Below are 24,181 nucleotides of genomic sequence, written 5' to 3' on the forward strand. Positions count from 1 at the left end.
TCACGGCATTGTGGTCAGATCTGCTGGCCGCGCAGGAAATCCTCGATGATCTGGCGCAGCGTTGGCTCGAAATCCAGCCAGGCATGCTCGAGGTCGGGCATCTCCCGGTAGAGCTGCGCCAGCGTGTCGGGGGTTGGCCAGCTGGTGCAGGTTCGCGGCCACCGCCGTGATCGTGGCCATCAGGTGCAGCAGGGCCTTGTCGTCGAGGGACGGCAGGATCCGTTGGACGTCGGCGAGGATGTCGTAGATCGCGGGCATGATCGCGAGCTTGTACTCGCGAACCGACTCAAGCGGCACGGTTCGTTCGAGGTTGAGCCCGACGTGCGCGATCAGGTCGCAGAACAGTGGGCGGGCGGCCAGCGTCTCGGCGACGACGCTGGCGATCTGCTCGACCGAGTCGGCGTCTGCCAGGCCCTCGCGCATCGCGGCGGACCAGTCCAGCCAGTCCGCCGCGGCGATCTTCAGATAGATCTCGTCGCGCGTGGAGAAGTACTTCAGCAAGGCCGACTTGTGCATGCCGACCTCGGCCGCGATGTCGGCGAGGCTGGTGTCGCGCACGCTGTCACGCTCGGCGAGAGCACGCGCGGCACTCAGGATCGCGTCGTAACGCTGCTGTTTCTGTTCAGGGCGGCGCGCCCGCTGGAACTCCTGCGCCATACGTCCATCATCACAGCAGCTTGTCGAGCGTTATCGGCAGGTCACGGACACGCTTGCCGGTCGCGTGGAACACGGCGTTGGCCACGGCGGCGGCCACCCCGACGATGCCCAGCAACCCGAGAGGCATGTTCGGATCCGGCTCGCCCAGCCAGTGCACGTCGATCCGCGGGACGTCCGCGTGCACGGGAACGTGGTACTCGCTCAGGCTCGGGTTCATGATCCGGCCGTTGCGCGGGTCGACCAGCGACTCCTCGGACAGCGCCATGCCCAGTCCCATCACGATGCCGCCACGCAGCTGGCTCGCGGTGGTCTTGGCGTTGATCACGGTGCCGACGTCGAACGCGCCGACGAACCGGGAGATCCGGATCTCGCCGGTGTCCCGATCCACCCTGACCTCGCAGAAATGCGCGCGAAGGCCTCACGCAGCATGCGGTGGCCGATCCTCTTGCCACTAATCGGGTTACGCGCGGGCTGGTTGCGCATCCGCAGCTCGACGGGGTCCATGTCCAGCTTGTAGGCGAGTTCGTCCATCGCCGACTCCAGCGCGAACGACCCGATCGCCTCGCCCGGCGCCCGCATGATCGTGTTCGACAGCATGTCGAGCGTGACCATGTTCTGCTGCGTGTGCATGTTCTTGGCGTCGTACAACAGTTTTCGGCGCGATCATGGCGGTGTTCGTCGCCGCGCCACTGGTCAGCCGCGAATACGAGAACAGGACCCATCTTTTCGCGTGGACACAGGATGTCCGCCCGCGGCGGTGGCTGGCTGGCCAAGTGTTGTTCCTTGGCGGGATCGCTGTCGTGTTCTCGGCAGTGCTCGGCGTGCTGGTCATCAACCTGCTCAGTGAACTCAAGATGGCCATGGGGACGGCGTTCTTCCCGATCGCGCCGTTCGCCGCGGAGTCCTTTGACGCCAGCGTGCCGCTTCTGATCGGGCATACCCTGTTCGGCTTCGCGTTGGGTCTGGCTTTCAGTGTGCTGACCCGAAACAGTTTGCTGTCAATGGGCCTCACGCTCGTCGGTTTCGTCGGTACGCGCATGTTCGCCGTCTATTTCCTGCGGGAGCGGTATTTGCCGCCGATCCGGACGTCGCGTGCGGACGGGCCAGGGCCGTATGTCTACCAAGTGCCTTGGGACGGTCGTCGGGTGGACAGCGGCGTGGAATACGTGAACGGCGTGCCCGGGCATTTCGCTGAATTCCAGACAGCCGACCGGCTTGGCACCTTCCAGTGGATCGAAGCGGGACTGTTCACCGTTGTCGCCGTTGCCTTGTTCGCCTTCGCTTTCTGGTGGGCCGGTCGTCTTCGTCGAGTGTGACCCCGGCATACTTCGTCCCCGAACCGGGGGATGACTCGCACGGGGGTGCGGATGAACAAGAGATCTTTCACCAAAGGGATCACGGCTTTGGTGGTGGTCGTTGGGGTGATCGCCGCGGTGGTGATCTTCTGGGGGCGTGACGCGGAGACCGAGACGGTGACACTGCCGAGGCCCGTTAACCCGCCCACGTTCCACTTCGCCGACGGCACCGCGCTCGACCCGGCCAAGCCGCGGGACGATGTGCTGATCAAGAAGGCGATGGCCGAGCTCAATGAAGCAGGGATCAGCGAGGACGAGCTGTACAAGAACGGTTATACGATCGAGCTGACCGTCGATCCGAAGGCGCAGCAGCTCGCCGAGGCGGCGGTCGCCGAGGCCCGCGCCGGGCAACCCGGCACCCTGCGTTCCGCTTTGGTCGCGGTGGAGCCGAAAACCGGCCGGATCGTCGCGTACATGGGCTATCAGGGAGAGAAGCAGGGGATCGACTACGCTCGCAGCTGGCAAAACCCGGGCACGGCGTTCACGCCCTTCGCCCTGGTCGCCTTTCTGCACAAGGGGAAACGCCTCGACGCGACGTACAACGGCCACACCGAACGGAAGTTCGGCGGCGTCACCATCAACAACGCCCAGGGCAGCAACTGCGGCGAGCAGTGCACGGTCGCCGAGGCGATGAGGATTTCCAACAACACGGTCTTCGCGGACATCGCCTTCAACGAGACTGGCCTCAAGGCAGTGGCCACGGCTGCGATCGAAGCGGGCATCCCGGCGAACATCGGCCCGCAGAACATTCCGCTGGAAACTAACCCGGACATCAACATCGTGCTCGGCGGCGGCAAGTATGTCGCCAGGCCGGTCGACATGGCCGGTGCGTACGCGACCTTCGCGGCGAACGGCGCCAAGCGTGCGCCGCACATCGTCGCCACGGTCAAGGTCTCTTCGGACGGCGACAAACTGGTGTGGTCCGGAGATGAATCCACCGTCGCCAAGCCCGCGTTCTCCCGGTCTGACGTGAGTGAGAACGCCAAGATCGCCCGTACCGTCACCGAATCGCTGCTGCCAGCAGGCCTGCCGTGCGCCGAGAACCGGCCGTGTGCAAGCAAACCAGGCGACCACGGCTGTTCGCTCACGCAAAAGACGACGAACGAAGACAGTTGCGCGGCCTGGATGACCGGCTACACCCCGCAGATCTCGACCGCGGTGTGGTTCGGCAGTGACGACAACTCGGCGTTGAAGGACAAGACGGGCGCGGCCGTGACCGGCAAGGGCCTGCCCGGCCAGGTCTGGCAGCGGTTCATGAACGACTACCTCAAGGGCAAGCCCGTCGAGCAGTTCCCGCCACTCTAAAGACCGAGGAATTTCCGTTTGGCCGCGGCGAACTCCTCATCGGTCAATATCCCTGATTTGTGCAGCTCACCGAGTTCACGCAGGCGACGGAGCATCGCGTCGGGATCATCGTCGGCCTTGGCCCGTTCAGCCGCCTCGGGCAATTCGCGCGCGGCGGACGGGTGCGGCAGACGGGACAGGACGGCGGCGGCGACCAGGACGGTCGTCCCGCCCTCCCGCTGAATTCCCCAGGACAGGCAGTGCCGGTCGTGCTCCGGCGCGACGGCGGCCGTGTCGGTTTTCGTCCTGAACCGCAGGAACCCGTAGCTGACGCCTTTCTGCGGCTGCCATTCCACGCCGGTCACATCGGACAGTGCCAGCTGGACGGGACCAGGCGCGGACTTGCTGTCCTCGGCCATCCAGCTCCAGTCCAACCGGATCTTTTCGCCGTCGAAGGTCGCGGTCCCATCGCCAGCGGTCGCGGTGATCGGCACACCCTGCGGTGGCAGCAGATAACTGGTGACGGGAGTCGACGGCACCTGATGGACCATCAGCGCGGTCCGTACGGCTTCGGCGAAGTATTGGCTGGTACCAACCTGGTTGGCGTCCACGGCGAGCTGGTATGGATCCGCGTTGTCCGACAGGCGGCCTGCCGTGACCTGGTGCAGCGGGTCGGCGCCGTCACGCAGCCGCAATCGCAGCTTGCCGCCCTTGCGGCCGGGTTCGTAGACGACACTGTTGATCGCTTCGAGGGGAATGGACAGTTCCCCGATCGCCTGCCGCAGTTTGTGCACGCCGCGGCTATGGCTTGGCGTGATCCGCAGGGTTTCCAGGTCGAACGTCCACGAACCGTCCTTCCCCAGTACTTCGTCCATGGCAAAACCATGCCATGCTGTGGACGCGGCACTCGGGACCGGGGGTTCAAGGGATGCTACTGCTGGCAATCACCGCGCTGACCGCGAGCTTGCTGACCGTGGACACGTCCAAGGTGTCCGGGCCGTCGCCGTTCGCGCGGGAATGCAGTGAGGTTCCAGTGATGGCGGCCGGACGTGGAGCACTCCGGTTCAGGTGAGCGCGCAAGCGTTTTCGCCTGCTCTGGCGGTGCTGCGGGACGGGACGGTCGGGGTGACGTACTACGACTTGCGCGACAACACCTCGGATCCCGCGACTCTGCCAACTCGGTCCTCCCTCGCGACTTCCCGTGATGGCGTTACCTGGCAGGAGCAGCAGGTCGCGTCGTTCGACTACGCGGGCGCGCCGACGGTCGATCGTCCGGTGAAGTCGCTGTACCTGGGGGACTACCACGGTCTGGTGGCCTCGGGTGGCTCGTTCGTCCCGGTGTTCCCCATGGCTGGCAAGGATCAATCGGACATCTTCGCCGCCCGAGTTGCACCGACCGCTGGGACGACAGGTTTCGAGCGCCATCAATCGCGGGGTTGTGACCGACTGGTCTAGTCCATTACGGTCGAGGGACCCTGCAGATCGGTTTCTGGCGGCGCGAACCGGCGGTGGTAACGCCGGTTGCCAGGCTGTGCCCTGGAAGGAGCCGTCATGGCTCGAATGTCCCGTCTGCTGTCCATCGGCGTCGGCCTGCTGCTCGCAGCCGCCGTGCCCGTTCCCGCGACAGCGAACCCCGTACAGGTCCAGGCGGACGTGTGCGCGGTCAAGTCCAAACCAGCCGGAAAAGTGCTCCAGGGTTACTGGGAGAACTGGGATGGCGCCTCGAATGGCGTGCACCCGCCGTTCGGCTGGACGCCCATTACCGACGTGCGCATCCGTGACGCCGGATACAACGTCATCAACGCCGCGTTCCCGGTGATCCGTTCCGACGGGACCGTGCTGTGGGAAGACGGCATGGACGCGACGGTGAAGGTCGCGACACCCGCGGAGATGTGCGCGGCCAAGGCCGCTGGCTCGACCATCCTGATGTCCATTGGTGGCGCGACGGCTGGGATCGATCTCAGCTCCGCGACCGTGGCGAACAGGTTCGTGGCCACGATCGTGCCGATCCTGAAGAAGTACAACTTCGACGGGATCGACATCGACATCGAGACCGGCTTGGTCGGCAGCGGCAACATCAACTCGCTGTCGCCGTCACAGGCCAACCTGATCCGGATCATCGACGGTGTGCTCGCGCAGATGCCGTCCAACTTCGGCCTCACGATGGCGCCGGAGACCGCGTACGTCACCGGCGGCAGCGTGGTCTACGGCTCGATCTGGGGTGCGTACCTGCCGATCGTGAAGAAGTACGCGGACAACGGTCGGCTGTGGTGGCTGAACATGCAGTACTACAACGGAAGCATGTACGGCTGCTCCGGTGACTCCTACCAGGCCGGTACTGTGCAAGGGTTCCGTGCGCAGACCGACTGCCTCAACCGTGGCCTTGTCATCCAGGGCACCACGATCCGTGTGCCGTACGACAAGCAGGTGCCCGGTTTGCCCGCGCAGCCAGGCGCGGGCGGCGGCTACATGTCCACGAGCCTCGTGTCGCAGGCGTGGACCGGGTACAACGGCGCCCTCAAGGGCCTGATGACCTGGTCCATCAACTGGGACGGCTCGAAGAGCTGGACGTTCGGCAACAACGTCAAGCGGCTGCAAGGCCGCTGAAAAACCCTCGTGAGTGGTTAGGCGCGTTCTAACGCGCCTAACCACTCACGAGTCCTGACCAGGCTGGATGCGGCGCAATAGGTATGTGTCCATGATCCATCCTTTGCGCTGCCGTGCTTCGGCGCGCTTGGCCACGATCTCGTCGGCCACTTCGGACAGTTTGCCGCTGATCAGGATCTCGTCAGGGGTCCCGATGTACGCGCCCCAGTAGATGTCCGCGTCCTGGTATCCGGTGAAAGCAGTGCGTGCGTCGAGCATCACCACCACATCGTCCACATCGGACGGCCAGTGCTCGGCGAGCCTGCGTCCGGTGGTGATCTGGACCGGTTTGCCCACTTGGTTGAGCGGCACGCGATGCCGTGCGACCAACGCGGACACGCTGCTGATGCCCGGAATCACCTCGATGTCCAGCTCGAAGCCGCGGGTCGCGATGTCGTCGAGGATCGCCAGCGTGCTGTCGTAGAGGGTCGGGTCGCCCCAGACCAGGAACGCGCCGGTCTGTCCGTCGGCAAGCTCGTCGGTGATCATCTGCTGGCAGACGTCCGCGCGGCGCCTGCGCCAGTCGTCCACCGCCTCGACGTACGCGTCGGTTGTCCGGTCGCGCTCGGGGTCACGGCCGTACACCACTCGGTAGTCGCCGTCGGGGGCGTACCGCCGCAGGATCTCCTCCCGCAGGTCGACCAGTTCCTGCTTGACCTCACCCTTGTCCAGCACGAAGAACACATCGACCTGGCGCAGCGCGGTGACCGCCTGCATGGTGATGTGCTCAGGGTCGCCAGCACCGACACCGATCACGAGAATCCTTCGCATGCCAGCCATTCTCCCAGCTCACCCCTCGTGAGTGGTTATCAGTGTTAGAACGCGGCCAACCACTCACGAGGGGTGACCTTGGCTAGGCCGGTTGGCTTGGGGTGTCTGAAAGGCCTTCTCGGCTGTCCCTTCCGGACATTCATTCACAACGTGCTACGGGACTAGCGTTCTTGCCGAGTCGCGGCAGCCAACTGTCCGAAATAGACTCAATTGGGGAGGTCGGGATGAATCGAACGATTGTTGTACTGGCAGCGGGAATGATCGCCGCCGCACTGGTCCCAGGTGTCGCGAACGCCGGAGGCGCCAAGGTCACCACGATCGCAACAGGACTTGACAACCCGCGCGGGCTGACGTTCTCGCTCGACGGCGATCTGTACGTCGCCGAATCCGGCAAGGGCGGCACGGACGGGTGCTTCGCCGGGCCGGAGGGTGAAGCGTGCCTCGGTTCGTCCGGCGCGGTCACCAAGATCGCCAAGGGTAAGCAGAAACGGATCCTGACCGGCCTTCCTTCGGTCGCGGCCCCGGCTGGAACCAACGCACTCGGCCCGACCGACGTCGCGGTCAAGGGCGGCTCGCTCGCCATCACGGTCGGCCTCGGCTCAGACCCGGCCCAACGCGGCAAGCTGCCCGAGGCAGCCAAGGGACTGGCCACCCTGCGCACTGACGGCTACCGAGGCCTGAAGACCATCGCTGACCTGGGTGAATACGAGGCCACGGCCAATCCCGACGGTGGCTTGCCGGACAGCAACCCGACGTCGCTTGTCGTGAGCCCGTGGGGCTACACGGCGGCCGACGCGGGTGGAAACTCGCTGGTCGGTGTGGGTCCGGGCGGTCACCTGTTCACGGTCGCCACGTTCGCCAACCACGATGGCGCGCAGGCGGTGCCGACCTCGGTCGCGCAGGGCCCGGATGGCGCGTTCTACGTGGGCGAACTGACCGGTGTGCCCTTCAAGCCGGGTTCGGCGAAGGTCTACAAGGTGTGGCCGGGCAAGGAACCGAAGGTGTTCGCGGACGGTTTCACCAACATCATCGACGTCGCCTTCGACCAGCGCGGGAACCTGTACGTGCTGGAGATCGCCAAGGACGGCCTTGCATCGGGTGGTCCCCCGGTCGGCGCGCTGATCAAGGTCAACAAGGACGGCTCGCACGAGACCGTGCTGGACACCGGCCTGACCGCGCCGGGTGGCCTGACGATCAAGGACAACGCGGCCTACATCTCCAACTGTGGGACGTGCCAGGGTGAGGGCAGTGTCGTGAAGGTCGCGCTGAAGAAATGAAGTGAACAGCCAAGGGGAATGAGCTCGGTGATCTCATCCCAGTCGATGCGATCACCGAGCATCATGACGATCATGTCGTCCGGCCACACCGTCTACGGCAGGATCGAGTCCACGTAGCCGATGCCCTGGGTCGAGCCGGTGACCAGTGCGGTCTTGCCGGAAACGTCAAGTCGCATGTCTCCAGCATGGGCCACGCAACCTGATCACGCGGTACGGCGTCTGTATGGATCATGGATGCTCGACAGCTGGACTGGCCGGGGTGCTTCAACGTCCGTGATCTCGGCGGACTGGCCACGGCCGACGGCAAACACACCAGGATGAAGGCGGTCGTCCGCTCGGACGCGCCGGACAAACTGACCGAGCGAGGATGGGCGGCCCTGCGCGGGTACGGCATCCGCACGATCGTGGACCTGCGAAACCCGGCCGAGCGCGACAAAATGCCGGAACTGGCCGACATCGACGTGGTCAACGTCCGGATGGACCCGGTCGACGACGTGGAATTCTGGGCCGAATGGGGAACCGGCCTGCACGGCACCGCCCTGTATTTCCAGCCATATCTGGAAAGATTCCCGCATCTGCCGTGGACGGTCCTGCGCGCGATCACGCACGCCAAGCCCGGCGGAGTGTTGATCAACTGTGCGGCCGGCCGTGATCGGACGGGTTTGATGGCGCTTTTGTTGCTGGCCTTGGCAGGCGTGTCCGGCGAGGTGATCGCGGACGACTACGAGGCGAGCTTTCCCCGGCTGACGTTGATGGCGCAGACGCTCGGTATCGAGGACTACGAGCAGCGCACCAAGGCGATGGTGGAACGACGCGGCACGACGACCAGGGCGCTGGTACTGGAAACCGTGCGCTTCTTGGACATCAGCCGATACGTGAGTGCGGACGACCTGCCCTTGCTGCGGGATCGCTTGGTAGGGGCCGAAAGGGGCTGAACCGGGGCCGCGGGCGGCGGTATCCCCTTGAGCTGGACTGCTGTTCAGCGGAAGGGGAATCCATGAGATCGCTCGCCGTACTCGGGGCCGCACTGCTCACTGTCGCGCTCACACCGGGGGTTGCGCACGCCACAACCACCGTTGCCTCCGGTTTGGACCGCACCAGATCGTCACGACCGCGCTCACCGGACCGGGCGGACTGGCCTTGCGTGACGGCGCCGCGTACGTCTCCGACTGCGGTGTTTGCCCTGGTACGGGCAAGGTCATCCGAATCCCGTTGCCTTAGCGGGCAAGATGTCCCTTATGACCCAGCAGGCGATCATCCTGATTACCGGGATACAGGCGGCCGGTAAGTCGACCATCGGGCAGAAGTTGGCCGAGCGGCTCGAACGGTCGGTGCACGTGCGAGGCGACTCGTTCCGGCGCATGATCGTCAACGGTCGTGAGGACATGACGCCCAACCCGTCCGACGAGGCGTGGCGGCAACTCCGGATGCGGTACCGGCAAACCGCGATGGCGTGCGACGAGTACTTCCGTGAAGGCTTCACGGTCGTGGCTCAGGACGTCATCATTGGTGAGCCACTCGGCGAGATGGTGCGCATGATCAAGCAGCGCCCGTTGCTGGTCGTCGTGCTCGCGCCGCGCCCGGAGGCCGTCCTCGCCCGCGAAAAGGGCAGGTCGAAGGCGGACACGTACGACCAGTGGACGATCGAGCTGCTGGACAAGGGCCTGCGCGAGGACACGCCGAAGATCGGGCTGTGGCTGGACACGTCCGACCAGACGCCGGACGAGACGGTCGACGAGATCCTCAGCCGCGCGTGGTCAGCCGGGTCCGTCGATTGATCACGGCGACAATCAGGGCGAAGACCACCATCATCCCCATCGACAACAGCTGACCAGGCTCCGGCGGCACACCACTGCCGGGCAACGGAACGACGGCAGCGGCCGTCGCAATGGCCAGCCCGGCCGCGCCGCCGATGTTCTGGAAGGTCGTCAGCAACCCGGCCGCTGAGCCGTGATGCTCGGGCTGCACTGAGTCCACGGCCATGATCGACGCGGCAGGGTAGCACAGGGCGATGCTGATTCCGATGATGATGAACGCGGGTAGAAGCCCTGTGGCGTAAGGCAACCGCATGCCGACCGTGCCAAGGTAGGCGAGCGAGACCACGACCAGTGCCATGCCTATGGCGAGGATCTTGCGTGCACCGAACCGGGTGACGAGCTTCGCGCCGAACATCGTGGCGATCGCGTTGCTGATGCTCTGCGGGACCAGGGCGAGGCCGACTTCGAAGGCCGTGTACTTCGCCTGCAGGGCAAGGCTGGCCACGTACATCGAGGTGATCAGCGAGGAGAAAACCCCGGCGAGTGCGAAACTCCCGCTCAGCACTCCTGGGGATGTCGTGACTTCCCTTGGGAAAAGGCGCCTTTTGCTGAGCTTCACGGCCAGTCCGAGTGCGGCTGCGGCTGCCAGTTGCAGTACTGTGCTCCACAGTGGAGCGTTCCCGATGTCGGCGATGGCGTGTACCGCGACCATCATCGCCACGGTCACCGCGATCGCGGACCGTGGGTCGATCTTTCCGCCAGGCGCTGGGGTCCGCTCGATGCTCTGCCCGATGATCAACATCGGGATGATGAGCGGCAGGTACACGAGAAAGCTCGCACGCCAACCAAGTTCGGTCACCAAGAACGCGGGCAGCACAAGACCGAGGGAGAACCCGACAGCGCCCATCGCCGCGTACAACCCCATCGCCTGATTACGTGTCCGTCCAGGCGGCAAGCCCGCGATGATCAACGCAACTGCTGCCGGGGCACTGAGCGCCGCGCCCGCCCCCTGCGCGAATCTGCCGACTACCAGCCAAAACCCAGACATCGCCGCCGCGCAGACAATGCAGCCGAGCCCGAACAGCGCCACACCCCACAGGAAGACGGTCCGGCCGCCGCGAGTGTCCACCCACCTCCCGGCCAATGGCAACAGTCCAGCGTAGGCGATCAGGAAGGCTCCGACGACAAGCTGTAGCAGGGCAGGAGACAGGCCGAAATGCCGCTCAAGGGCGCCGATCTGCACGTTGATGCTGGACGAGCTCATCCCCTCAAGCAGCAGAACGGCACAGATGAAGCCGATCCGCCACCACGACGTGACGCGCTCAGCCACAGTCCCCCCCCGGTGAGATGTCGTGAGTGGTTATGCGGGTTAGAACACGCTTAACCACTCACGAGCTCTGACCAGGCACGATGCGTCGGCCAGGAACAGGGCCCGTGATTGGCTGGGGGCGAGCTTATCCGTTCAGTAACGGTGTTGGGGAGGGTATCCGTAAGGAGGCTGCTGGGGCGGATAAGGCTGGTGCTGCGGCGGATAAGGCTGCTGGTACTGCTGCTGCGGATACTGCGGCGCCATCGGTTGTGGCGCTGGGGGAGCGGGCTGGTGTAGCGGCAACAACGGCACCAACTGTGCCAATTTGCCCAGGGTCTCCACGATCTCGTCCGGCTTCGTCCGGCCGAAGATCGGGTGCTCTACATAGAGCAGCTCATTGCCGACCAGGGACCAGTTGTGCAGCTTGAGCTGCCGCATCGCGGCCATCAACGGCGGCGTCAGCACCCGCATGGCGACATTGGGATCCGTATCGATCATCTTGTACCAGCGGTTGAACTTCCGGTCGGGCGTCGGCGGCTCCGGGTAAGGCTCCGTGTCGAACGTCGGCTCGGTGTCACCGACGATCTGGAAGAACGGCAACGCCACCGGCAGCGTAATCACCCACACCGAATCAATGGTGATCGTGTCGAGCTCGTTGACCTTCTTGTTCGTCCACCGCGTGTGCACGCTCGTGACGACCGGGCGCCGATGAAAATCGAACACCGTGAACGGCATGCCCTGGTAGTTGCCTTGGACCACGCCGAACGCCAGCCGCTTGTCCCCGCGTTGGTTGAACGGCAGCACCTGCCACCGGTCAAGCAGGGCGGGCACGTCCGCCCAGAACTGCCAGCCATAGCCAGTCGCCAACTGGTAGCGCTCGTAGTTCGTGGCCTCGATCCGCTTGGCCTCGATGGTGTCCATTGTGTCCTGCCCCCAGTCCTGCCCGCGTCAGGGCATGACCGTAGCTCACCGCGGCGTTTCGTGCCCGAAGATCGGCATACCTTCAGCCCTGCGTGAGAGGAGGCAGCCAGTGCTCGCCGGGCACGTAGTCCACGGCGGTTTCCTCGGCGAACTCGAGCAGCCGGGAGATGAGCGGATGCGGGTCGTCCGCGCGCCACGCCAGCGACCACGGATAGACCGGAGTCGGCTCGATCAGCGGAATCACCCGAGAGGCCGTCATGTATTCAGACGACACCTCCACACCACCGAGGCAGACGAGCGGCTGGCGCCGTTTCAAGCCAGCCAGGAAATGGGAATCGCTCGCCACCGTGTCCGAGATGGTCAGCGCGACGTCGAAAGCAGCCGAGAATTCCTGAAGGTAGTGCTCCCATTCGTCACTGTAATGCGGCGTCCAGAGCCCAAACGAACGTAAATCCTTGGGGTGCAAGGTGTGCCGGTCGGCCAGCGGGTGATCCTTCGGGATCAGCGCGGCGAGCGGTTCGAGGCGGATCAACCGATGCTTGATACCGGACGGCCACGGCCCAGTGACCCCGTCGACCCAGCCGAACGCGGCGTCAAGGGAACCAGCGGAAATGTTGGGCAAAGCCGTGGCAAGGGCGTGGTGCATGGTGAGTTTCAGCGGTACGCCCGGTTCCTCGGCGAGCAGCCGGTGAACGAGCCGCAGCGGCGAGAGTCGTTCGTCGACCACGTCGATCCGCAACGGCCGCATGTCCCGGTTGAGCACTTTCGCGGCGGTCTGCTTGGCGATGGCGAGCAGATCCCTTGCCGACGACAGGAACTCCTGACCGGCGCCGGTCAGCTCGACGCCTTGTGTGGTCCGCCGGAAAAGCCGGAGCCCGACCCCGTCCTCGAGTCGTTGGATTCGCTGCGCCAGCGCCTGCTGGGTGATGAACAGGCGATCGGCCGCCTGCCGCAAATGCAGTTCTTCCGCTGTGACGACAAAGGAACGGACGAGGACCAGGTCAAGATCCATGCTGAAAAACCTTCCATGACAACCCGAACGTTGTCAATTGATACGCTGCAGCGCGATTTCCACCGCCGCGGCACGGTCGGCGAGCTCGATTGCCTGCCAGAGTTCCAATGCGCGGCCAAGATGCGTGCGGGCGGCGTCGAGTTCGCCGTGCCGGACGTCCAGTTCGCCGAGTTGTTGCCAGCACTCGGCTTCGTTGCGACGGTCGGCGTTGACGTAGAACACGTCAGCCGCGCGCTGCAAGGCGTATCGGGCACGTGGGTGGTCGTCGAGTTGGGCGTACACGTTGCCGACCCGCTGTTCCGTGTACGCCGCGCAGCGTTCGTCGTTGAGGTCCTTGAAGATCGTCAACGCCTTCGTCAAGCACCGCAACGCCGCCGGTGTGTCGTCGGCCTGCTGGAAGTACTTGCTGGAGTTGCGTAGGATCACCGCTTGCCTGTGCCGGTCGCGCAGTTGGCGTGCCACGGCCAGTCCACTGTCGATCCACTCTTTCGCCTCGTCGAGGTTGCCCTGGATGAGCCGGATCAGGCCGATCGCGCTGCGCAGCTGCGCTTCCATGTGCTGGTGTCCTACTTCGACGCACAGGTTCAAAGCTGCGCACGCGTCGCCGAGCGCGAGGTCGTAGTTGCCGTGCACGCGTCGCATGGTGGCCAGGCCTGCCAACGCGAGCGCCGACCCGCGTTTGTCGCCAGCTTCGTGGTGCAGTTGCACGCTGCGCTTCAACGCCCGCAGCGCCTTGGCGTCTTCGTCAAGGTAAATGTGCACCTGGCCGAGGCTTTGCAACAACGCGGCCTCACCGCGCAGGGTGCGGGACGTCAGCGCGATCCGGTGGCTTCGGATCCAGTCTTGGTACAGGCTCCGGTGGTCGTAGTACGGCACGGCCGCGACCGCGAGTTCCCACGCGAGTTCGTCCAGATCCCAGTCGACCGCGAGCTGGATCGCGTGCAACAGCCTGCCGCGTTCGACGTCGAACCACGCGATCGGGTCGACCACCTTGTAGACCGGCTGCCAGCGCGACGCGGCGCCGCGCGTCGGCTCGAAAAGACTGGGGTAGAACAGATCCCGCGCCTGCTCGGTCAACGCGAGCCACGCGCCGAGTACCCGCTCGACGGCAGCACGCCGTTCCTCCAACGGGTAATGCTCCTCGGCCGCCTTGGCTGCGTACGCGCGCAGTAAATCGTGCAGCCGGTATCGCGGCTGGCCGACCGAGTCCGTGTCCATCAGACGCACCAAGTTGGCGTCCACCAACGCATCGAGCACGTCGTCGGCGTCGTGTTGGTCGATTAGCGCGCCGATCACCCAGCCTGGCAGGGTTTCCGCGCCGAGCAGGCCCATCAGCCGGAACGCGCGTGCGCTGTCGGCTGGCACCATCCGCACGCTCAGGTCGAAGTTCGCCCGCAGGTCCAGATCGCCGACACGCAGTTCACACAGCCGCCGTGACTCGTCTTCCAGCCGGTCCTGCAGCACCTGCAGCGTCCAGGCCTGCCTGGATGCCAGCCGCGCGCCCGCGATCCGGATCGCCAGCGGCAGGCGTCCGCACCGCTCGACAATCGCGACGGCCTGCTCAGGTTCACGGTCGGTCCGATCGCTGCCGACAATGCCCGCGAGCAACGCACGGGCGTCCTCACTAGGCAAAACGTCCAGCTCAACATGATGCGCACTGGTCAAATCGCCCAACAGGTGCCTGCTGGTCACGAGCGCCGCGCAGCCAGTCGACGGCGGCAGCAGCGGACGTACCTGATGCGCTCCGGCGGCGTCGTCGAGCAACACGAGCATCTGACGGCCCGCAAGCCGCGACCGGTACAGCGCCGCCCGCTCGTGCAAGCCGTCCGGCATCACCGCGTCCGTCACGCCAAGCGCGCGCAGCAACTCGGCCAGCATCATCGCCGTGTCACGCGGGACGTCGGCGGTCCCGGCCAGATCAAGGTAGAGCTGCCCGTCCGGGAACATCTCCCGCGCCAGGTGCGCCGCACGCACGGCCAGCGTGGACTTCCCGGTCCCCGGCGCTCCGACGATGACCGCGTTCCGGCCGCCGGTCAGCAGGCCGAGGACGTCTTCGAGCTGCTCGGCGCGGCCCGTGAAGTCAGGAATGTCCGCGGGCAACTGGCACACCGGCAGCGACTCCGGCTCACGCGGCGCGGCGCCCTCGGACAACGCGGGATCCGCGCGCAGGATCTGGGCGTGTACGCGCTGCAGCCCATGACCTGGGTTGGTGCCCAGTTCGTCCGCGAGCAGACGCTGGATGTCCTGGTAGACGGCCAGCGCGTCAGCCTGACGGCCGCTGCGGTACAACGCGATCATCAGCAGCTCACGGACCCGCTCGCGATACGGATGCTCGCTCGCGAGCCGCGACAACTCCGCGACCGCCAAGGCGTGGTTGTCGCGCAGCAGATCGAGCTCGGCTATGTCCTCCAGCGCCCCGATCCGGTACTCGTCGAGGCGCGCGCGTTCGGTGTCCGCCGTGGGTGTGTCGATTCCGCTGAACGCCGGTCCACGCCACAACGCCATCGCGTCGGCCAGCGTTTGGCGCGCCCGGTCCAGGTCGCCGCCGTTCTTCGTCTCCCGCGCGTGCTCAAGATCCGAGGCGAACTGGGTGCTGTCGAGCTGGTCGGGCGCGACCCGCAGCAGATACCCGGTGCCGACCGTGACCAGCGAATCGCCGTCGAGCTCCAGCGCGCGGCGTACGTCGCCGACGTACTTCTGCACCAGGTTGACCGCGCTGCGCGGCGGATTCGAGCCCCACGCGCCTTCGATGATCTGCTCACGGTCCACGCGGCGGTTGGCGTGCAGCAGGAGCATTCCCAGCACCTGGCGGCATTTGCTGGTGCCGAGTCCCACCGGCTGGGTTCCGCGCCACGCCGTGACGGGTCCCAGCACGCCAAACCGGACACCCGGCATACCCCGGCCCCCTCTCCTGGTGCGTGCAGAGTACCGCTGACCAGTGGACTTCCGTGAGACTGCAGCCGTGCTGCAGCGCACTATGTCAAGGTCCGGCCATTCGATGTGAGCTAGCTGGGGGGCTGGGAGCATGGCGTTGCTGGCGGAAACATCTGACCTGGACAACGTGCTGAAACGGCTGCGGCAGCGGCACGACGGGGTGCGGACCGGGCTGAAGTCGCTCAACGGCTGGGAGATGGAGTCGGCGGCGGACACGTATGGCCGGATTCACACCCATCCGGTGCCGGGAACCCCGCTCGGGGGAGTACAGGTTCGCACAGGTGAAGTGAAAACCCTGCTGACGTACGTGATCCGCAGAGTCCACAGTGAAGTGATCGAGTTACGCGCCGGGGACGTCACCGGCTGGTGCCCGCCGGACGCGGTGGACGACTTGCTGCCCGAGTCCAACCTCGCTTCGGGCACGGCCATCCGCATCCGGCTGAGCAACCAGTTGTTCGCGCCGCAGGTGGTCGCCGCACGTGCCATCGTCCGGGACCTCGACCGCGTCGTCGGCTGGGGCGGCGACGACGCGTGCGCCGACCAGTCGTTGTTCTTCATCGACGTCGAACCGGGCGCGGTCAGCCTGTCGCTGGTGGCTCAACGGGTTCGGCTGTCAGACCTCCCGTAGCGCGGTAGTGCTGGTCGCCTGCCAGAGCGCGGGCAGCGTGAGCACGGTGACCAGCAGAACAGAGCCGAGGGCGGCACTGCCGAGGAGGGCGACGGTCGCCCAGTCGATGTCGACTGGGCGACCGGTAGCCGTGAGCAACACGGCTGCCAGCGCCAGTCCGGCGACAGTCGCGACAACCACTACCACGGTGACGGGAATGCTTGTCTGCCACAGCAATGCTCTGGCCAAAGTGGACCGTGGGACGCCGTTCGCGCTCAGCACGGCGAGCGAACGGCGGCGTTCCCGCATCTGTTCCAATGCCACGACGATCAGGCTCGCGATGGCTATCAGCAACGTGATGAACGCACTGATCAGCAGGTAATTCGCGTCCCCGCTCGTCCCTGCCGAGAAGACGACCCCGTTCCAGCCGAGGCGGCCGACGGCGTTGCGAATGTTCTCGATCCGCACAGGGCCGCCGGTCTTCTGGATCCGAATGCTCGAATGAGCACGAGCGAGCTCGCCGAAGCCAGCGCGCCCGGCGTGACCAGGATTTCACTGGTGTCACCAGGTATCCGGGTCAGTCGAGGAATTGTCCATTATGGAGCACCTCGGGGTTCGTATCCGAGCAACACCTGCTCGCCTTCGGCCAAGGTGATCCCGGGATTGGCGAAGACATCGCCATCGGCACAAGGTTTGACCGGGATTCGGAATGATCGTGCGACGCACCCCACGGTGTACAGCACTGTGGTGGGGCAACCGAGCCGGACTTGCGGCGTCCAATAACCATGATTTGGAAGAAGCTGAGCTTGCGGCGGTCCGCGGTGCTGCTGACGGTCGTCGGTGCCGCGCTGGCGATGGCCGTTCCGGCAACCGCGGCCTATGGCGGTCAGGTCGTGACCAAGGTGAGCAAAGCCGATCGAGCCTCGGCGTTGTCCTACTGGACGCCGGACCGGATGCGAACGCTCTTCGAGACCGACGAAGTAGCCCCGGCTGAGACCATCAGCAAGCTGTGGAAAGGACCCTTGCCTACGGGCGTTGGGCGGCTGTTCTTCACCAAGGTGCCTGGCGGCGACGAGACATGCACGGCGACCGTTGTGCCCAGCCGCACCAAGGACGTGGCCTTCACGGCGGGGCATTGCGTGAACGGCGGTCTGGACCCGCTCGACCGGCCGGTCAAGGTGATCAACCTGGTGTTCGTGCCGGGCTACGACCACGCGAAGACGCCGTACGGGATTTTCCCGGTGCGGGCGTTCGCCTGGTCCAAAACGTATGAGGGCCCGTCCAGCAGGGTTGATGACGACGCGGTGATCGCGCTGGACCCTGTTGGTGGCAAGCATGTCGCCGACGTGGCAGGGACGCAGGACATCTCGTTCGACAAGGTGCCTTCGCCCGCGAACACGACCATCCTCGGCTACCCGGTGTCCGAGCTGGCACGCGGCCAGGCGCTGGTGTCCTGCGTCAAACCCGCCACGCTCAAGGTCGACTCGGTTCAGTCGTTCTGGGAGACGAACTGCGACCTCGCGGGCGGCGCGAGCGGCGGCCCGTGGTTGCGGAACTTCAACCCGGCCACCGGCAATGGAACCATCTTCGCTGTCACCAGTGGCGGAACGACCGACGAGAACAACGTCACCTTGGACGTCAACTCCGCGGCCTTCACTGACGCGGTGCGAAGCCTGTACCAGAGCGCCGGTGAACTCTGACCTGACGTATCAATCTCTATAAAAAGGATGATTCAAGCAGCTGATCGCATTACTGAAATGTGCGTAAATCGGGCTCCTGAATCAACGGGCACGGCCGGGAAGTATTTCGGGCATGGTGCCGGTGGCATAGCGCTATTCGGGACTAGCCTCGGCCTTTCGCGCAGTATTTAGTTGATCTTGCTTGTGGTTTTGTCGATCTTGCCGTGAGTGTTTCCGACTGTGAGCGTGGCTAGCCCGCCGACCTGCTTGTGTCGGCCGCTCCGGTTCTTGCCGATCGTAGGGACAGGGGTGCGGATCAGGTGAAGGCGGCGCGGATCTTCAACCAGCCCTGGGCGATCGCGTGGGCATAGGCACAGGTTTCATCGATGCGGATCCGGACTTGCCGGGCACCACGAGTGATTCGGGCGCCCACGTGCAGCACCAAGTTCCGGAACGTAGCGATCTCGGCGCGCGCCAGCACGGGTGTGCCGGTGAAACCCAGGATTTTCGCCCAACACACCAGATCAGTGGCCGCCAGTAACGTCTCCAGCCAGGCGGTGTTCTCCGCGAACCCACGACAGGGCAGGTTGCGCAGGCCGGTGGCCTTGGCTTGGCGGATGCGGTCTTCCACCCGGGCGTGCTGGCGGTGGTGCAGTTCCAGACCGGCGGTCTGACCGGGGATGACCCGGTCGGGGATGTCGGTGATGAACGCGGTGATCCGATGCCCGTCCACATCGGTGAACCTCAACTGGGCGCCGGGATGGGGACGTTCAGCACGCACGATGACCTTCGATCCGGCAGGCCAACTCGACAGGTCGAGCATTCCGGTGATGTCGGCGACCCAGGCACCATCCCGGATCCCGCCCGCACGGTCGATGGCCGATTCCCATGCCTGGTCGGGAATCTGATCGACCACGACCTGGATGCGGGCATCCACCGGGAACCCGAAGGAGAACCACACTCCCCGCTCCCGGCACGCCTGCGCGAACGCGAGGGTGGCACCGGCGGAGTCCGAGCGGGCTACCACCCGCACCGAGTCCGGATCACCCGGACGTGGCCGGGCATGGGCGGGTAACGACGCCAACGCCCGCTCCAGCACCGCGATGTGGTCTGCTGCCGTGTTCGACCCGGCGTTACCCGCCCGCAGCAGGCCCGCCAGTGCTTCGCCTCCCGAGACCTCTGGGCGGTCCAGAAACGCCAACAACGGGTGAAAACCAAACGTCCGTTTCCAGGTTTTGGCCGCGTTCTCCTTGTCCTCAGCATGGGAAATCGTGACCGTGGCGTCGAAATCGATCCGCAGCAGCCCGGTCAGGTCCGGGCCGGCACCCGCGGCCCACGCCCGTTCTCGGGCCGCCGCCCGCGCGGCGAGTATCCCCGGCAGATGCGCTTCGTCGATCCGGTCCAGCATCCGCCAGGCGGTCGGCATGCTGGCCACCGGCCCGCACACCGCATGCTGGTCACCGAAGACCTCGATGTGCGAGACACAGTCGCCGCCATCGGCGATGGCCACGGCCATGTCGGCGAACACCTGTCCTGGTGCATGCATCCACGGACCGGCATACGTGTCGACCAACGCCTCGTTCACCCCCGCGACCAGGCCGGTGTCCTGGGCCAACTCCCGCAACATCCCCACCCCGGCATGCGACACCACACCACGCCCATCAGCACTGACCTTGACCCGCCTCGACCGCTTGCTACGCTTCACCTACGGAGTGCCCTTCTGCTTGGGATCTGCTGTCATCGCAAACAACAGTTTCCCTTGCAGGACGGCACTTCCGTGCATCTATAGCCCGTGTCGCACTATTTCGCGCGAAAGACGCAGGCTAGTCTCGGATGAGTGGAAATGGTCGCCTTCTCCGAAACTCTCGTACCAGGAGACTCGATGACTCTGCTCAGCAAAGATCGGCAAAACTCACGTCACCGGAGATTTACCATAATCATTCTCAGTGAGGCTTATTCACGGACTCGAGGTGGATCCTGCGACACCGCACCTGAGCTGCGGCGATGCGCAGCAGTACAATCATCCTGAATAAGCCTCAGTGTCGCTATGTCGGCTTTGCTGCTGACTGCGGCAAATGCTTCCGCTGCCACTGCGGCGTTTCCGGGAGAAACCCAGTGGGGTGCTTTTGACGGCAATCGCGCCGTAACGGACGATACGCCAGCGGCTGCGTACAATCCGGGGACAAACACCGCGATTGTCGTCTGGCATACGGCGGATAACTCGATCATGTACGAAGCTCGGACCGGCGGTGGCACGACCGGTGTGAATCTGCGTATCGCGAACGCCACCGCCAATGCCCCATCGGTGGCACGCTTGCGGTTCGGCTTCGTGATCGTCTACCGAGGCTTTGACAGCCGCATCTATTACATGGTCAACCCCAACTCGGGTGGTAACGGCATCTTCACGTGGACGAGGCCTCGGGCCATCCCGGATTTCGATGGCAGGCCGATCAGCACGTCGGCGACCCCGGTGATCAGCGAGATCAACGGGCGTGTCACGGTCGCGTACCGCAACGCAGGCAACAATCCGGTCCTTTCGACCATCGACGGCACGCTGGACACCAGCACTTTCGCGATCACCTGGAGCAACGGCCAGAACACCGGCGCGGAATCACCGAGTTCGCCTGCCCTCACCAATTTCGCCGGAACAGAGGTGCTCGTCTACCGACGCTCAGGACCAAACCGCCTGTACTGGGCAACCAGAAACGGAAACGGGCCGTGGAGCGGCAGCCAAATGATCCCAGGCTCACCGGTGGTAATAGGGCGCCCGAGCGTCGTAGCCGCGGGTAACCAGATGGATGCTGTCGCACTACGGGCCGACCCTGCGCAGAACGACGGCCGCACGATCACCCGCACACGGTTCACCGGCGGCCCAGGGTGGAGTGGACAATTCGACAATGATCCGCAGAACTGGCGCACGTTCTCGGCGCCAGTCGTCTACGCCATCGGTATCGCGATCCTCATTTTCATTCGTGGCGCTAACAACGTCGTCTACGGTAAGAACCTGTCCGGATGATCCAGCTGATCATAAACGTCGTGTCGGCCCGTCGGATGATCTCCGGCGGGCCGACACTACTTCCTCACATAGCTGTGGAGCGAGTTCAGACTTGCTGACCGGTTTGTCGCCCCGGCCTTTGCCGTAGGTACGCAGGACTGCCCGGCGGATTCCTTCGCAGCCGGTGCATATCACCACTTCGGCGTTAAGAAGCAGGCTGCTGGACGCGGTGGTCAGGAAAATGGACAACGAGCTGAACGTCCAGCTGAAGGCGCTCCCGCGCTCTGCGAAGGATCCCCTGCGCGCGCTCGTGCTTCGCGTCCGCGCGTACATCGAGAAGACGCAAGACCCGGTCTTCCAGCAGATCGTGTTCAGTGACGCGCCCGCGGTGGTCAAAGATGCCGTCATAACGCTTTCCGAGATCGTCCAAGAGGCGAAGGACCGCGGCGACGTTCCGAAGAAGATCTCGCCGACCGCGATCGCCACGATGCTCATCGGCGCACTGTCCAACGCGTCCAAGTGGGTCGCCGCGGCACCGGATGACGCGGACCGCGCCGAACGCCTCAAAGCCGCCACCCACTCGGTCGCCGAACTGGTGAAAGGCCTTCGCGTCAGCACGTCATAGTCATCGATGGCCCGGTTCTCAGGCTGGCAGGCCCAAGTGCTCTCGAAGGGTGCTGCCGGTGTAGTCCTCACGGAACCGGCCACGTTCACGCAGGATCGGGAGCACGAGGTCGTAGAACCGGTCCATCCCGTAGGGCTGCAGGGAGGAGCTGAAAGCAAACCCGTCCACGGCACGCCGGTCCACCGCGTCTTCGATGAGATCGGCGACTGTGGACGGCGAGCCGACGATGGTGGCCATCAAGGCGTCGTCGAACACACGTCCCACCAATTGCCTCATCGACAGGTTTTCGCGTTCCGCGATTTCCTTGAGCTGTGCGAAGGCTTTGCGCGGATCACGCTCGCCGCGGATGCGGTTGGCCGTGTACACGTTGGCGACTTGCCAGTCCGGTTCGATATCCGGCAGAGGATCGTCGACGTCGTAGGCTGACAGGTCCCGGCCGAAGTACCGGCCGAGGTAGTTCCGCACCATGCTGGGGGTCGCAAGCGACTTCTGTATCTCGGCGAACTCCGCTGCGGCGTCGGCGTCGGTCTCGCCGACGTGTACGAAAGCGGCTGCCATGATCTTCACCGCGTCCGGATCGCGCCCGTGCTCGGCGACCCGTCGTTTGACGTCAGCGTAGAAGGGCTGCCCCTGCTCCACCGAGCCGAATCCGGTGAACACCAGGTCGGCACTGGACGCGGCGAAGTCGCGCCCGGCGGGGGACTCACCGGCCTGCATGAGCACCGGGCGCCCCTGCGGGCTTTGCGGCAGCCCGGCATGGGTGGTCACGTCGAAGTACTTGCCGTGAAAGGACACACCTTGCGCGGGGGAAGCCCAGAGCCGCTTGGTCAGTTCGACGAACTCGCTTGCTCTCGGATAACGCTCCTCGCGGGGGACCTCACCCACGGTGAAGTTCGCTGCTGTCGTCGGGTCCGCCGAGGTCACCAGGTTGCACCCGGCGCGCCCGCCCGAGATCGCATCGAGGGAGGCGTACTGGTGCGCCAGCTCGTACGGGTCGCAGTAGGTGGTGTTGATGGTGGCCATCAACCCGACCTTCGAGGTGACGGCGGCAAGGGCCGAATAGATGGTCAGCGAGTCGAAACGACCATCCGAGTACGATTCGATGATCTTGCCGTCTGCTTCGTCCATGCTCAGGGTCTCGCCGTAGAACATGAAGTCGATCTTGGCTGCCTCCGCGGCGGTGGCGAAATGCCGATGTGCGGAAAACTCGATCACGTCACCGGAGTCGGGATGGGCCCAGGCGACCGGTTCGCCGGTACTGTACAAACCGCTGCCGATGGGAATGTGGCGTGCGGAGTTCATGAAATCTCCTTGCTGGCGAAACGGCTGATGGCCGCGGGTAGTCCAAGCCGTTCGCGGAAGGTTCCAGTGCGGGGGGCGTCACCACGCAGGCCGCGCTTGGTGAGTTCGGCGGCGAGGACCGTAAGCGGCGTGCCGCCGAGATCCAGGGCATCGAGCTCCACGACGATTCCTTGCGCCACCTCGGAAACCCCGTCGATAGCGGCGAGCGTGGCCGACATACCGGTGAACGGAACGTCCACCAGCACGCGGGCTTGCGGGAACCGCGCACGCACCGCACCGACCTCATCGGCCGATGTGGCACGGATGCGGATGACCTCACCCACTTCGCTAGCGAGACGGCTGCTGTGCGCGTCGCCGGTGAGGCTGACGAACGTCGGCAGATGGCCTTGGAACGGCCGGGGAAGGTTCGCGGGTCCGCGCATTCTGAAGTACTTGCCGACGTGGTCGAGGCGGTGCACGCGGTCAGCGCGAATGAAAATCCCACGAGCCCGGTCACGGACTACCGCATCGTCATCCCAGCTATCCCACAGGTCACACACGACAGTGGTGTACTCGACGACGCGCTCGGCCAGCTCGTCGGGCGGCAAGGGGGCGGAGAGTCCTCGTTTGCGTGCCGCTTCGCCACTCGTATCGACTTTCAGCTGCCAGCCGGCCCTGCCTACGGTGGCGTGGTCGAGGGTTGCCAGTTCTCGCGATGCGAAGAACGGTTCGACGTAGCTGACATCGACCTCGGCCACCAGACCGATTGTGGTGTGTGGTGCGAGGAATCCCAGCGCAGGGATCGGAGCCAGACCGGCGCGCTCGCCCGCGCCTCCGGTCAGGATGAGGAAGTCGGCTGCTTGGAGGTCCGCCGTGCGCGCGGCGAGGACCTGGATGTCGTTGGCCGGGGCGGAGATCGCGACACCGAAACTGAAGGCGTCTACATTCAATTGAGATTCACCTGACTCGTGCAGTTCCCTACGGAAAACACTGATACGTTAACCTGCGTCTTTCGCGCGAAATAGTGCGACACGGGCTATAGATGCACGGAAGTGCCGTCCTGCAAGGGAA

23 protein-coding genes and 1 pseudogene are annotated in these 24,181 nt (G+C 65.0%); 12 read left to right on the forward strand and 12 right to left on the reverse strand.

Annotated features, from left to right (window positions below):
- The gene (locus LWC34_RS29205; protein ID WP_233728298.1) at positions 1-657 is read right to left on the reverse strand and encodes a TetR/AcrR family transcriptional regulator; all 657 of its coding nucleotides are present in this window, start codon (positions 655-657) and stop codon (positions 1-3) included.
- 10 nt (positions 658-667) lie between these two features.
- Positions 668-1,302: pseudogene (locus LWC34_RS59315) on the reverse strand (molybdopterin cofactor-binding domain-containing protein); the annotation flags it as partial.
- A 20-nt stretch (positions 1,303-1,322) separates the two neighbouring features.
- Between LWC34_RS59315 and LWC34_RS29220 the strand changes: the two are divergent.
- Positions 1,323-1,973: an ABC-2 membrane transporter-related protein gene (locus LWC34_RS29220; protein WP_233728301.1), complete on the forward strand. Its 651-nt coding sequence runs from the start codon at positions 1,323-1,325 to the stop codon at positions 1,971-1,973.
- Between the two features lie 51 nt (positions 1,974-2,024).
- Entirely contained in the window at positions 2,025-3,317 is a 1,293-nt protein-coding gene (locus tag LWC34_RS29225) for a penicillin-binding transpeptidase domain-containing protein (RefSeq protein WP_233728302.1), read from the forward strand.
- On the opposite strand, the gene LWC34_RS29230 is transcribed toward LWC34_RS29225, so the two are convergent.
- Positions 3,314-4,171: a DUF4429 domain-containing protein gene (locus LWC34_RS29230; RefSeq protein WP_233728303.1), complete on the reverse strand. Its 858-nt coding sequence runs from the start codon at positions 4,169-4,171 to the stop codon at positions 3,314-3,316. The genes LWC34_RS29225 and LWC34_RS29230 overlap by 4 nt on opposite strands.
- A gap of 53 nt (positions 4,172-4,224) precedes the next feature.
- Here LWC34_RS29230 and LWC34_RS29235 point away from each other — a divergent pair, with 53 nt between their 5' ends.
- From LWC34_RS29235 to LWC34_RS29245, 3 genes are all read left to right on the forward strand, one after another.
- Positions 4,225-4,368, forward strand: coding sequence for a hypothetical protein (locus tag LWC34_RS29235; RefSeq protein WP_233728304.1), 144 nt, complete (start codon positions 4,225-4,227; stop codon positions 4,366-4,368).
- A complete protein-coding gene (locus tag LWC34_RS29240) occupies positions 4,365-4,751 on the forward strand; it encodes a hypothetical protein (protein ID WP_233728305.1) in 387 nt (128 codons plus the stop codon). The genes LWC34_RS29235 and LWC34_RS29240 overlap by 4 nt, the downstream gene beginning before the upstream one ends.
- A gap of 96 nt (positions 4,752-4,847) precedes the next feature.
- A complete protein-coding gene (locus LWC34_RS29245; RefSeq protein WP_372496637.1) occupies positions 4,848-5,903 on the forward strand; it encodes a chitinase in 1,056 nt (351 codons plus the stop codon).
- 45 nt (positions 5,904-5,948) lie between these two features.
- On the opposite strand, the gene cobF is transcribed toward LWC34_RS29245, so the two are convergent.
- Positions 5,949-6,713: a precorrin-6A synthase (deacetylating) gene (gene cobF, locus LWC34_RS29250; protein ID WP_233728306.1), complete on the reverse strand. Its 765-nt coding sequence runs from the start codon at positions 6,711-6,713 to the stop codon at positions 5,949-5,951.
- 224 nt (positions 6,714-6,937) lie between these two features.
- Here cobF and LWC34_RS29255 point away from each other — a divergent pair, with 224 nt between their 5' ends.
- From LWC34_RS29255 to LWC34_RS29265, 3 genes are all read left to right on the forward strand, one after another.
- Positions 6,938-7,990 carry a ScyD/ScyE family protein gene (locus tag LWC34_RS29255; protein ID WP_233728307.1) on the forward strand — a complete coding sequence of 351 codons (1,053 nt, stop codon included), beginning with the start codon at positions 6,938-6,940 and terminating at the stop codon, positions 7,988-7,990.
- Between the two features lie 230 nt (positions 7,991-8,220).
- Entirely contained in the window at positions 8,221-8,925 is a 705-nt protein-coding gene (locus LWC34_RS29260) for a tyrosine-protein phosphatase (protein ID WP_233728308.1), read from the forward strand.
- A 303-nt stretch (positions 8,926-9,228) separates the two neighbouring features.
- Positions 9,229-9,768: an AAA family ATPase gene (locus tag LWC34_RS29265; RefSeq protein ID WP_233728309.1), complete on the forward strand. Its 540-nt coding sequence runs from the start codon at positions 9,229-9,231 to the stop codon at positions 9,766-9,768.
- Here the strand turns inward: LWC34_RS29265 and LWC34_RS29270 are convergent.
- The 4 genes from LWC34_RS29270 to LWC34_RS29285 all read right to left on the reverse strand — a co-directional run bounded on the left by LWC34_RS29270 (position 9,734) and on the right by LWC34_RS29285 (position 15,863).
- The gene (locus tag LWC34_RS29270) at positions 9,734-11,077 is read right to left on the reverse strand and encodes an MFS transporter (RefSeq protein WP_233728310.1); all 1,344 of its coding nucleotides are present in this window, start codon (positions 11,075-11,077) and stop codon (positions 9,734-9,736) included. The genes LWC34_RS29265 and LWC34_RS29270 overlap by 35 nt on opposite strands.
- Before the next feature lie 132 nt (positions 11,078-11,209).
- Positions 11,210-11,977, reverse strand: coding sequence for a hypothetical protein (locus LWC34_RS29275; RefSeq protein ID WP_233728311.1), 768 nt, complete (start codon positions 11,975-11,977; stop codon positions 11,210-11,212).
- Positions 11,978-12,059: 82 nt separating this feature from the next.
- Positions 12,060-12,989 (reverse strand): LysR family transcriptional regulator, encoded by a 930-nt coding sequence (locus tag LWC34_RS29280; protein ID WP_233728312.1) that lies wholly within the window; start codon positions 12,987-12,989, stop codon positions 12,060-12,062.
- 33 nt (positions 12,990-13,022) lie between these two features.
- Complete coding sequence (locus LWC34_RS29285) at positions 13,023-15,863, reverse strand: AfsR/SARP family transcriptional regulator (protein ID WP_233728313.1); 2,841 nt, start codon at positions 15,861-15,863, stop codon at positions 13,023-13,025.
- Positions 15,864-16,014: 151 nt separating this feature from the next.
- Between LWC34_RS29285 and LWC34_RS29290 the strand changes: the two genes are divergently transcribed.
- Positions 16,015-16,551, forward strand: a complete 537-nt coding sequence (locus LWC34_RS29290) for a hypothetical protein (protein ID WP_233728314.1) — start codon at positions 16,015-16,017, stop codon at positions 16,549-16,551.
- Here the strand turns inward: LWC34_RS29290 and LWC34_RS29295 are convergent.
- Entirely contained in the window at positions 16,537-16,998 is a 462-nt protein-coding gene (locus LWC34_RS29295; protein WP_233728315.1) for an FtsX-like permease family protein, read from the reverse strand. The genes LWC34_RS29290 and LWC34_RS29295 overlap by 15 nt on opposite strands.
- Before the next feature lie 338 nt (positions 16,999-17,336).
- Between LWC34_RS29295 and LWC34_RS29300 the strand changes: the two genes are divergently transcribed.
- Positions 17,337-18,230 carry a trypsin-like serine peptidase gene (locus LWC34_RS29300; protein ID WP_233728316.1) on the forward strand — a complete coding sequence of 298 codons (894 nt, stop codon included), beginning with the start codon at positions 17,337-17,339 and terminating at the stop codon, positions 18,228-18,230.
- Between the two features lie 295 nt (positions 18,231-18,525).
- Here the strand turns inward: LWC34_RS29300 and LWC34_RS29305 are convergent, their stop codons facing one another.
- Positions 18,526-19,914 carry an IS1380 family transposase gene (locus tag LWC34_RS29305; RefSeq protein ID WP_233724823.1) on the reverse strand — a complete coding sequence of 463 codons (1,389 nt, stop codon included), beginning with the start codon at positions 19,912-19,914 and terminating at the stop codon, positions 18,526-18,528.
- A gap of 522 nt (positions 19,915-20,436) precedes the next feature.
- Here LWC34_RS29305 and LWC34_RS29310 point away from each other — a divergent pair.
- The gene (locus LWC34_RS29310) at positions 20,437-21,225 is read left to right on the forward strand and encodes a PLL family lectin (RefSeq protein ID WP_233728317.1); all 789 of its coding nucleotides are present in this window, start codon (positions 20,437-20,439) and stop codon (positions 21,223-21,225) included.
- A 163-nt stretch (positions 21,226-21,388) separates the two neighbouring features.
- Entirely contained in the window at positions 21,389-21,829 is a 441-nt protein-coding gene (locus LWC34_RS29315; protein ID WP_233728318.1) for a TetR family C-terminal domain-containing protein, read from the forward strand.
- 18 nt (positions 21,830-21,847) lie between these two features.
- Here the strand turns inward: LWC34_RS29315 and LWC34_RS29320 are convergent, their stop codons facing one another.
- Both LWC34_RS29320 and LWC34_RS29325 read right to left on the reverse strand, forming a co-directional pair.
- Positions 21,848-23,131: an LLM class flavin-dependent oxidoreductase gene (locus tag LWC34_RS29320; RefSeq protein ID WP_233728319.1), complete on the reverse strand. Its 1,284-nt coding sequence runs from the start codon at positions 23,129-23,131 to the stop codon at positions 21,848-21,850.
- On the reverse strand, positions 23,128-24,060 hold the full coding sequence (locus LWC34_RS29325) for an LLM class flavin-dependent oxidoreductase (protein WP_233728320.1): 933 nt from the start codon (positions 24,058-24,060) through the stop codon (positions 23,128-23,130). The genes LWC34_RS29320 and LWC34_RS29325 overlap by 4 nt, the downstream gene beginning before the upstream one ends.
- Positions 24,061-24,181 lie beyond the last annotated feature (121 nt).

This window comes from Kibdelosporangium philippinense, from assembly GCF_021390435.2.
GTDB classification, from domain to species: Bacteria; Actinomycetota; Actinomycetes; order Mycobacteriales; family Pseudonocardiaceae; genus Kibdelosporangium; species Kibdelosporangium philippinense.

What these genes read in the sequence shown, in the direction of transcription:
- LWC34_RS29260 (WP_233728308.1), top strand. Translation starts at nt 8,221, where the DNA reads ATGGATGCTCGACAGCTGGACTGGCCGGGGTGCTTCAACGTCCGTGAT.
- LWC34_RS29275 (WP_233728311.1), bottom strand. Translation starts at nt 11,977, where the DNA reads ATGGACACCATCGAGGCCAAGCGGATCGAGGCCACGAACTACGAGCGC.
- LWC34_RS29245 (WP_372496637.1), top strand. Translation starts at nt 4,848, where the DNA reads ATGGCTCGAATGTCCCGTCTGCTGTCCATCGGCGTCGGCCTGCTGCTC.
- LWC34_RS29320 (WP_233728319.1), bottom strand. Translation starts at nt 23,131, where the DNA reads ATGAACTCCGCACGCCACATTCCCATCGGCAGCGGTTTGTACAGTACC.
- LWC34_RS29230 (WP_233728303.1), bottom strand. Translation starts at nt 4,171, where the DNA reads ATGGACGAAGTACTGGGGAAGGACGGTTCGTGGACGTTCGACCTGGAA.
- LWC34_RS29265 (WP_233728309.1), top strand. Translation starts at nt 9,229, where the DNA reads ATGACCCAGCAGGCGATCATCCTGATTACCGGGATACAGGCGGCCGGT.
- cobF (WP_233728306.1), bottom strand. Translation starts at nt 6,713, where the DNA reads ATGCGAAGGATTCTCGTGATCGGTGTCGGTGCTGGCGACCCTGAGCAC.
- LWC34_RS29220 (WP_233728301.1), top strand. Translation starts at nt 1,323, where the DNA reads ATGGCGGTGTTCGTCGCCGCGCCACTGGTCAGCCGCGAATACGAGAAC.
- LWC34_RS29310 (WP_233728317.1), top strand. Translation starts at nt 20,437, where the DNA reads ATGTACGAAGCTCGGACCGGCGGTGGCACGACCGGTGTGAATCTGCGT.
- LWC34_RS29225 (WP_233728302.1), top strand. Translation starts at nt 2,025, where the DNA reads ATGAACAAGAGATCTTTCACCAAAGGGATCACGGCTTTGGTGGTGGTC.
- LWC34_RS29290 (WP_233728314.1), top strand. Translation starts at nt 16,015, where the DNA reads ATGGCGTTGCTGGCGGAAACATCTGACCTGGACAACGTGCTGAAACGG.
- LWC34_RS29205 (WP_233728298.1), bottom strand. Translation starts at nt 657, where the DNA reads ATGGCGCAGGAGTTCCAGCGGGCGCGCCGCCCTGAACAGAAACAGCAG.
- LWC34_RS29255 (WP_233728307.1), top strand. Translation starts at nt 6,938, where the DNA reads ATGAATCGAACGATTGTTGTACTGGCAGCGGGAATGATCGCCGCCGCA.
- LWC34_RS29280 (WP_233728312.1), bottom strand. Translation starts at nt 12,989, where the DNA reads ATGGATCTTGACCTGGTCCTCGTCCGTTCCTTTGTCGTCACAGCGGAA.
- LWC34_RS29235 (WP_233728304.1), top strand. Translation starts at nt 4,225, where the DNA reads ATGCTACTGCTGGCAATCACCGCGCTGACCGCGAGCTTGCTGACCGTG.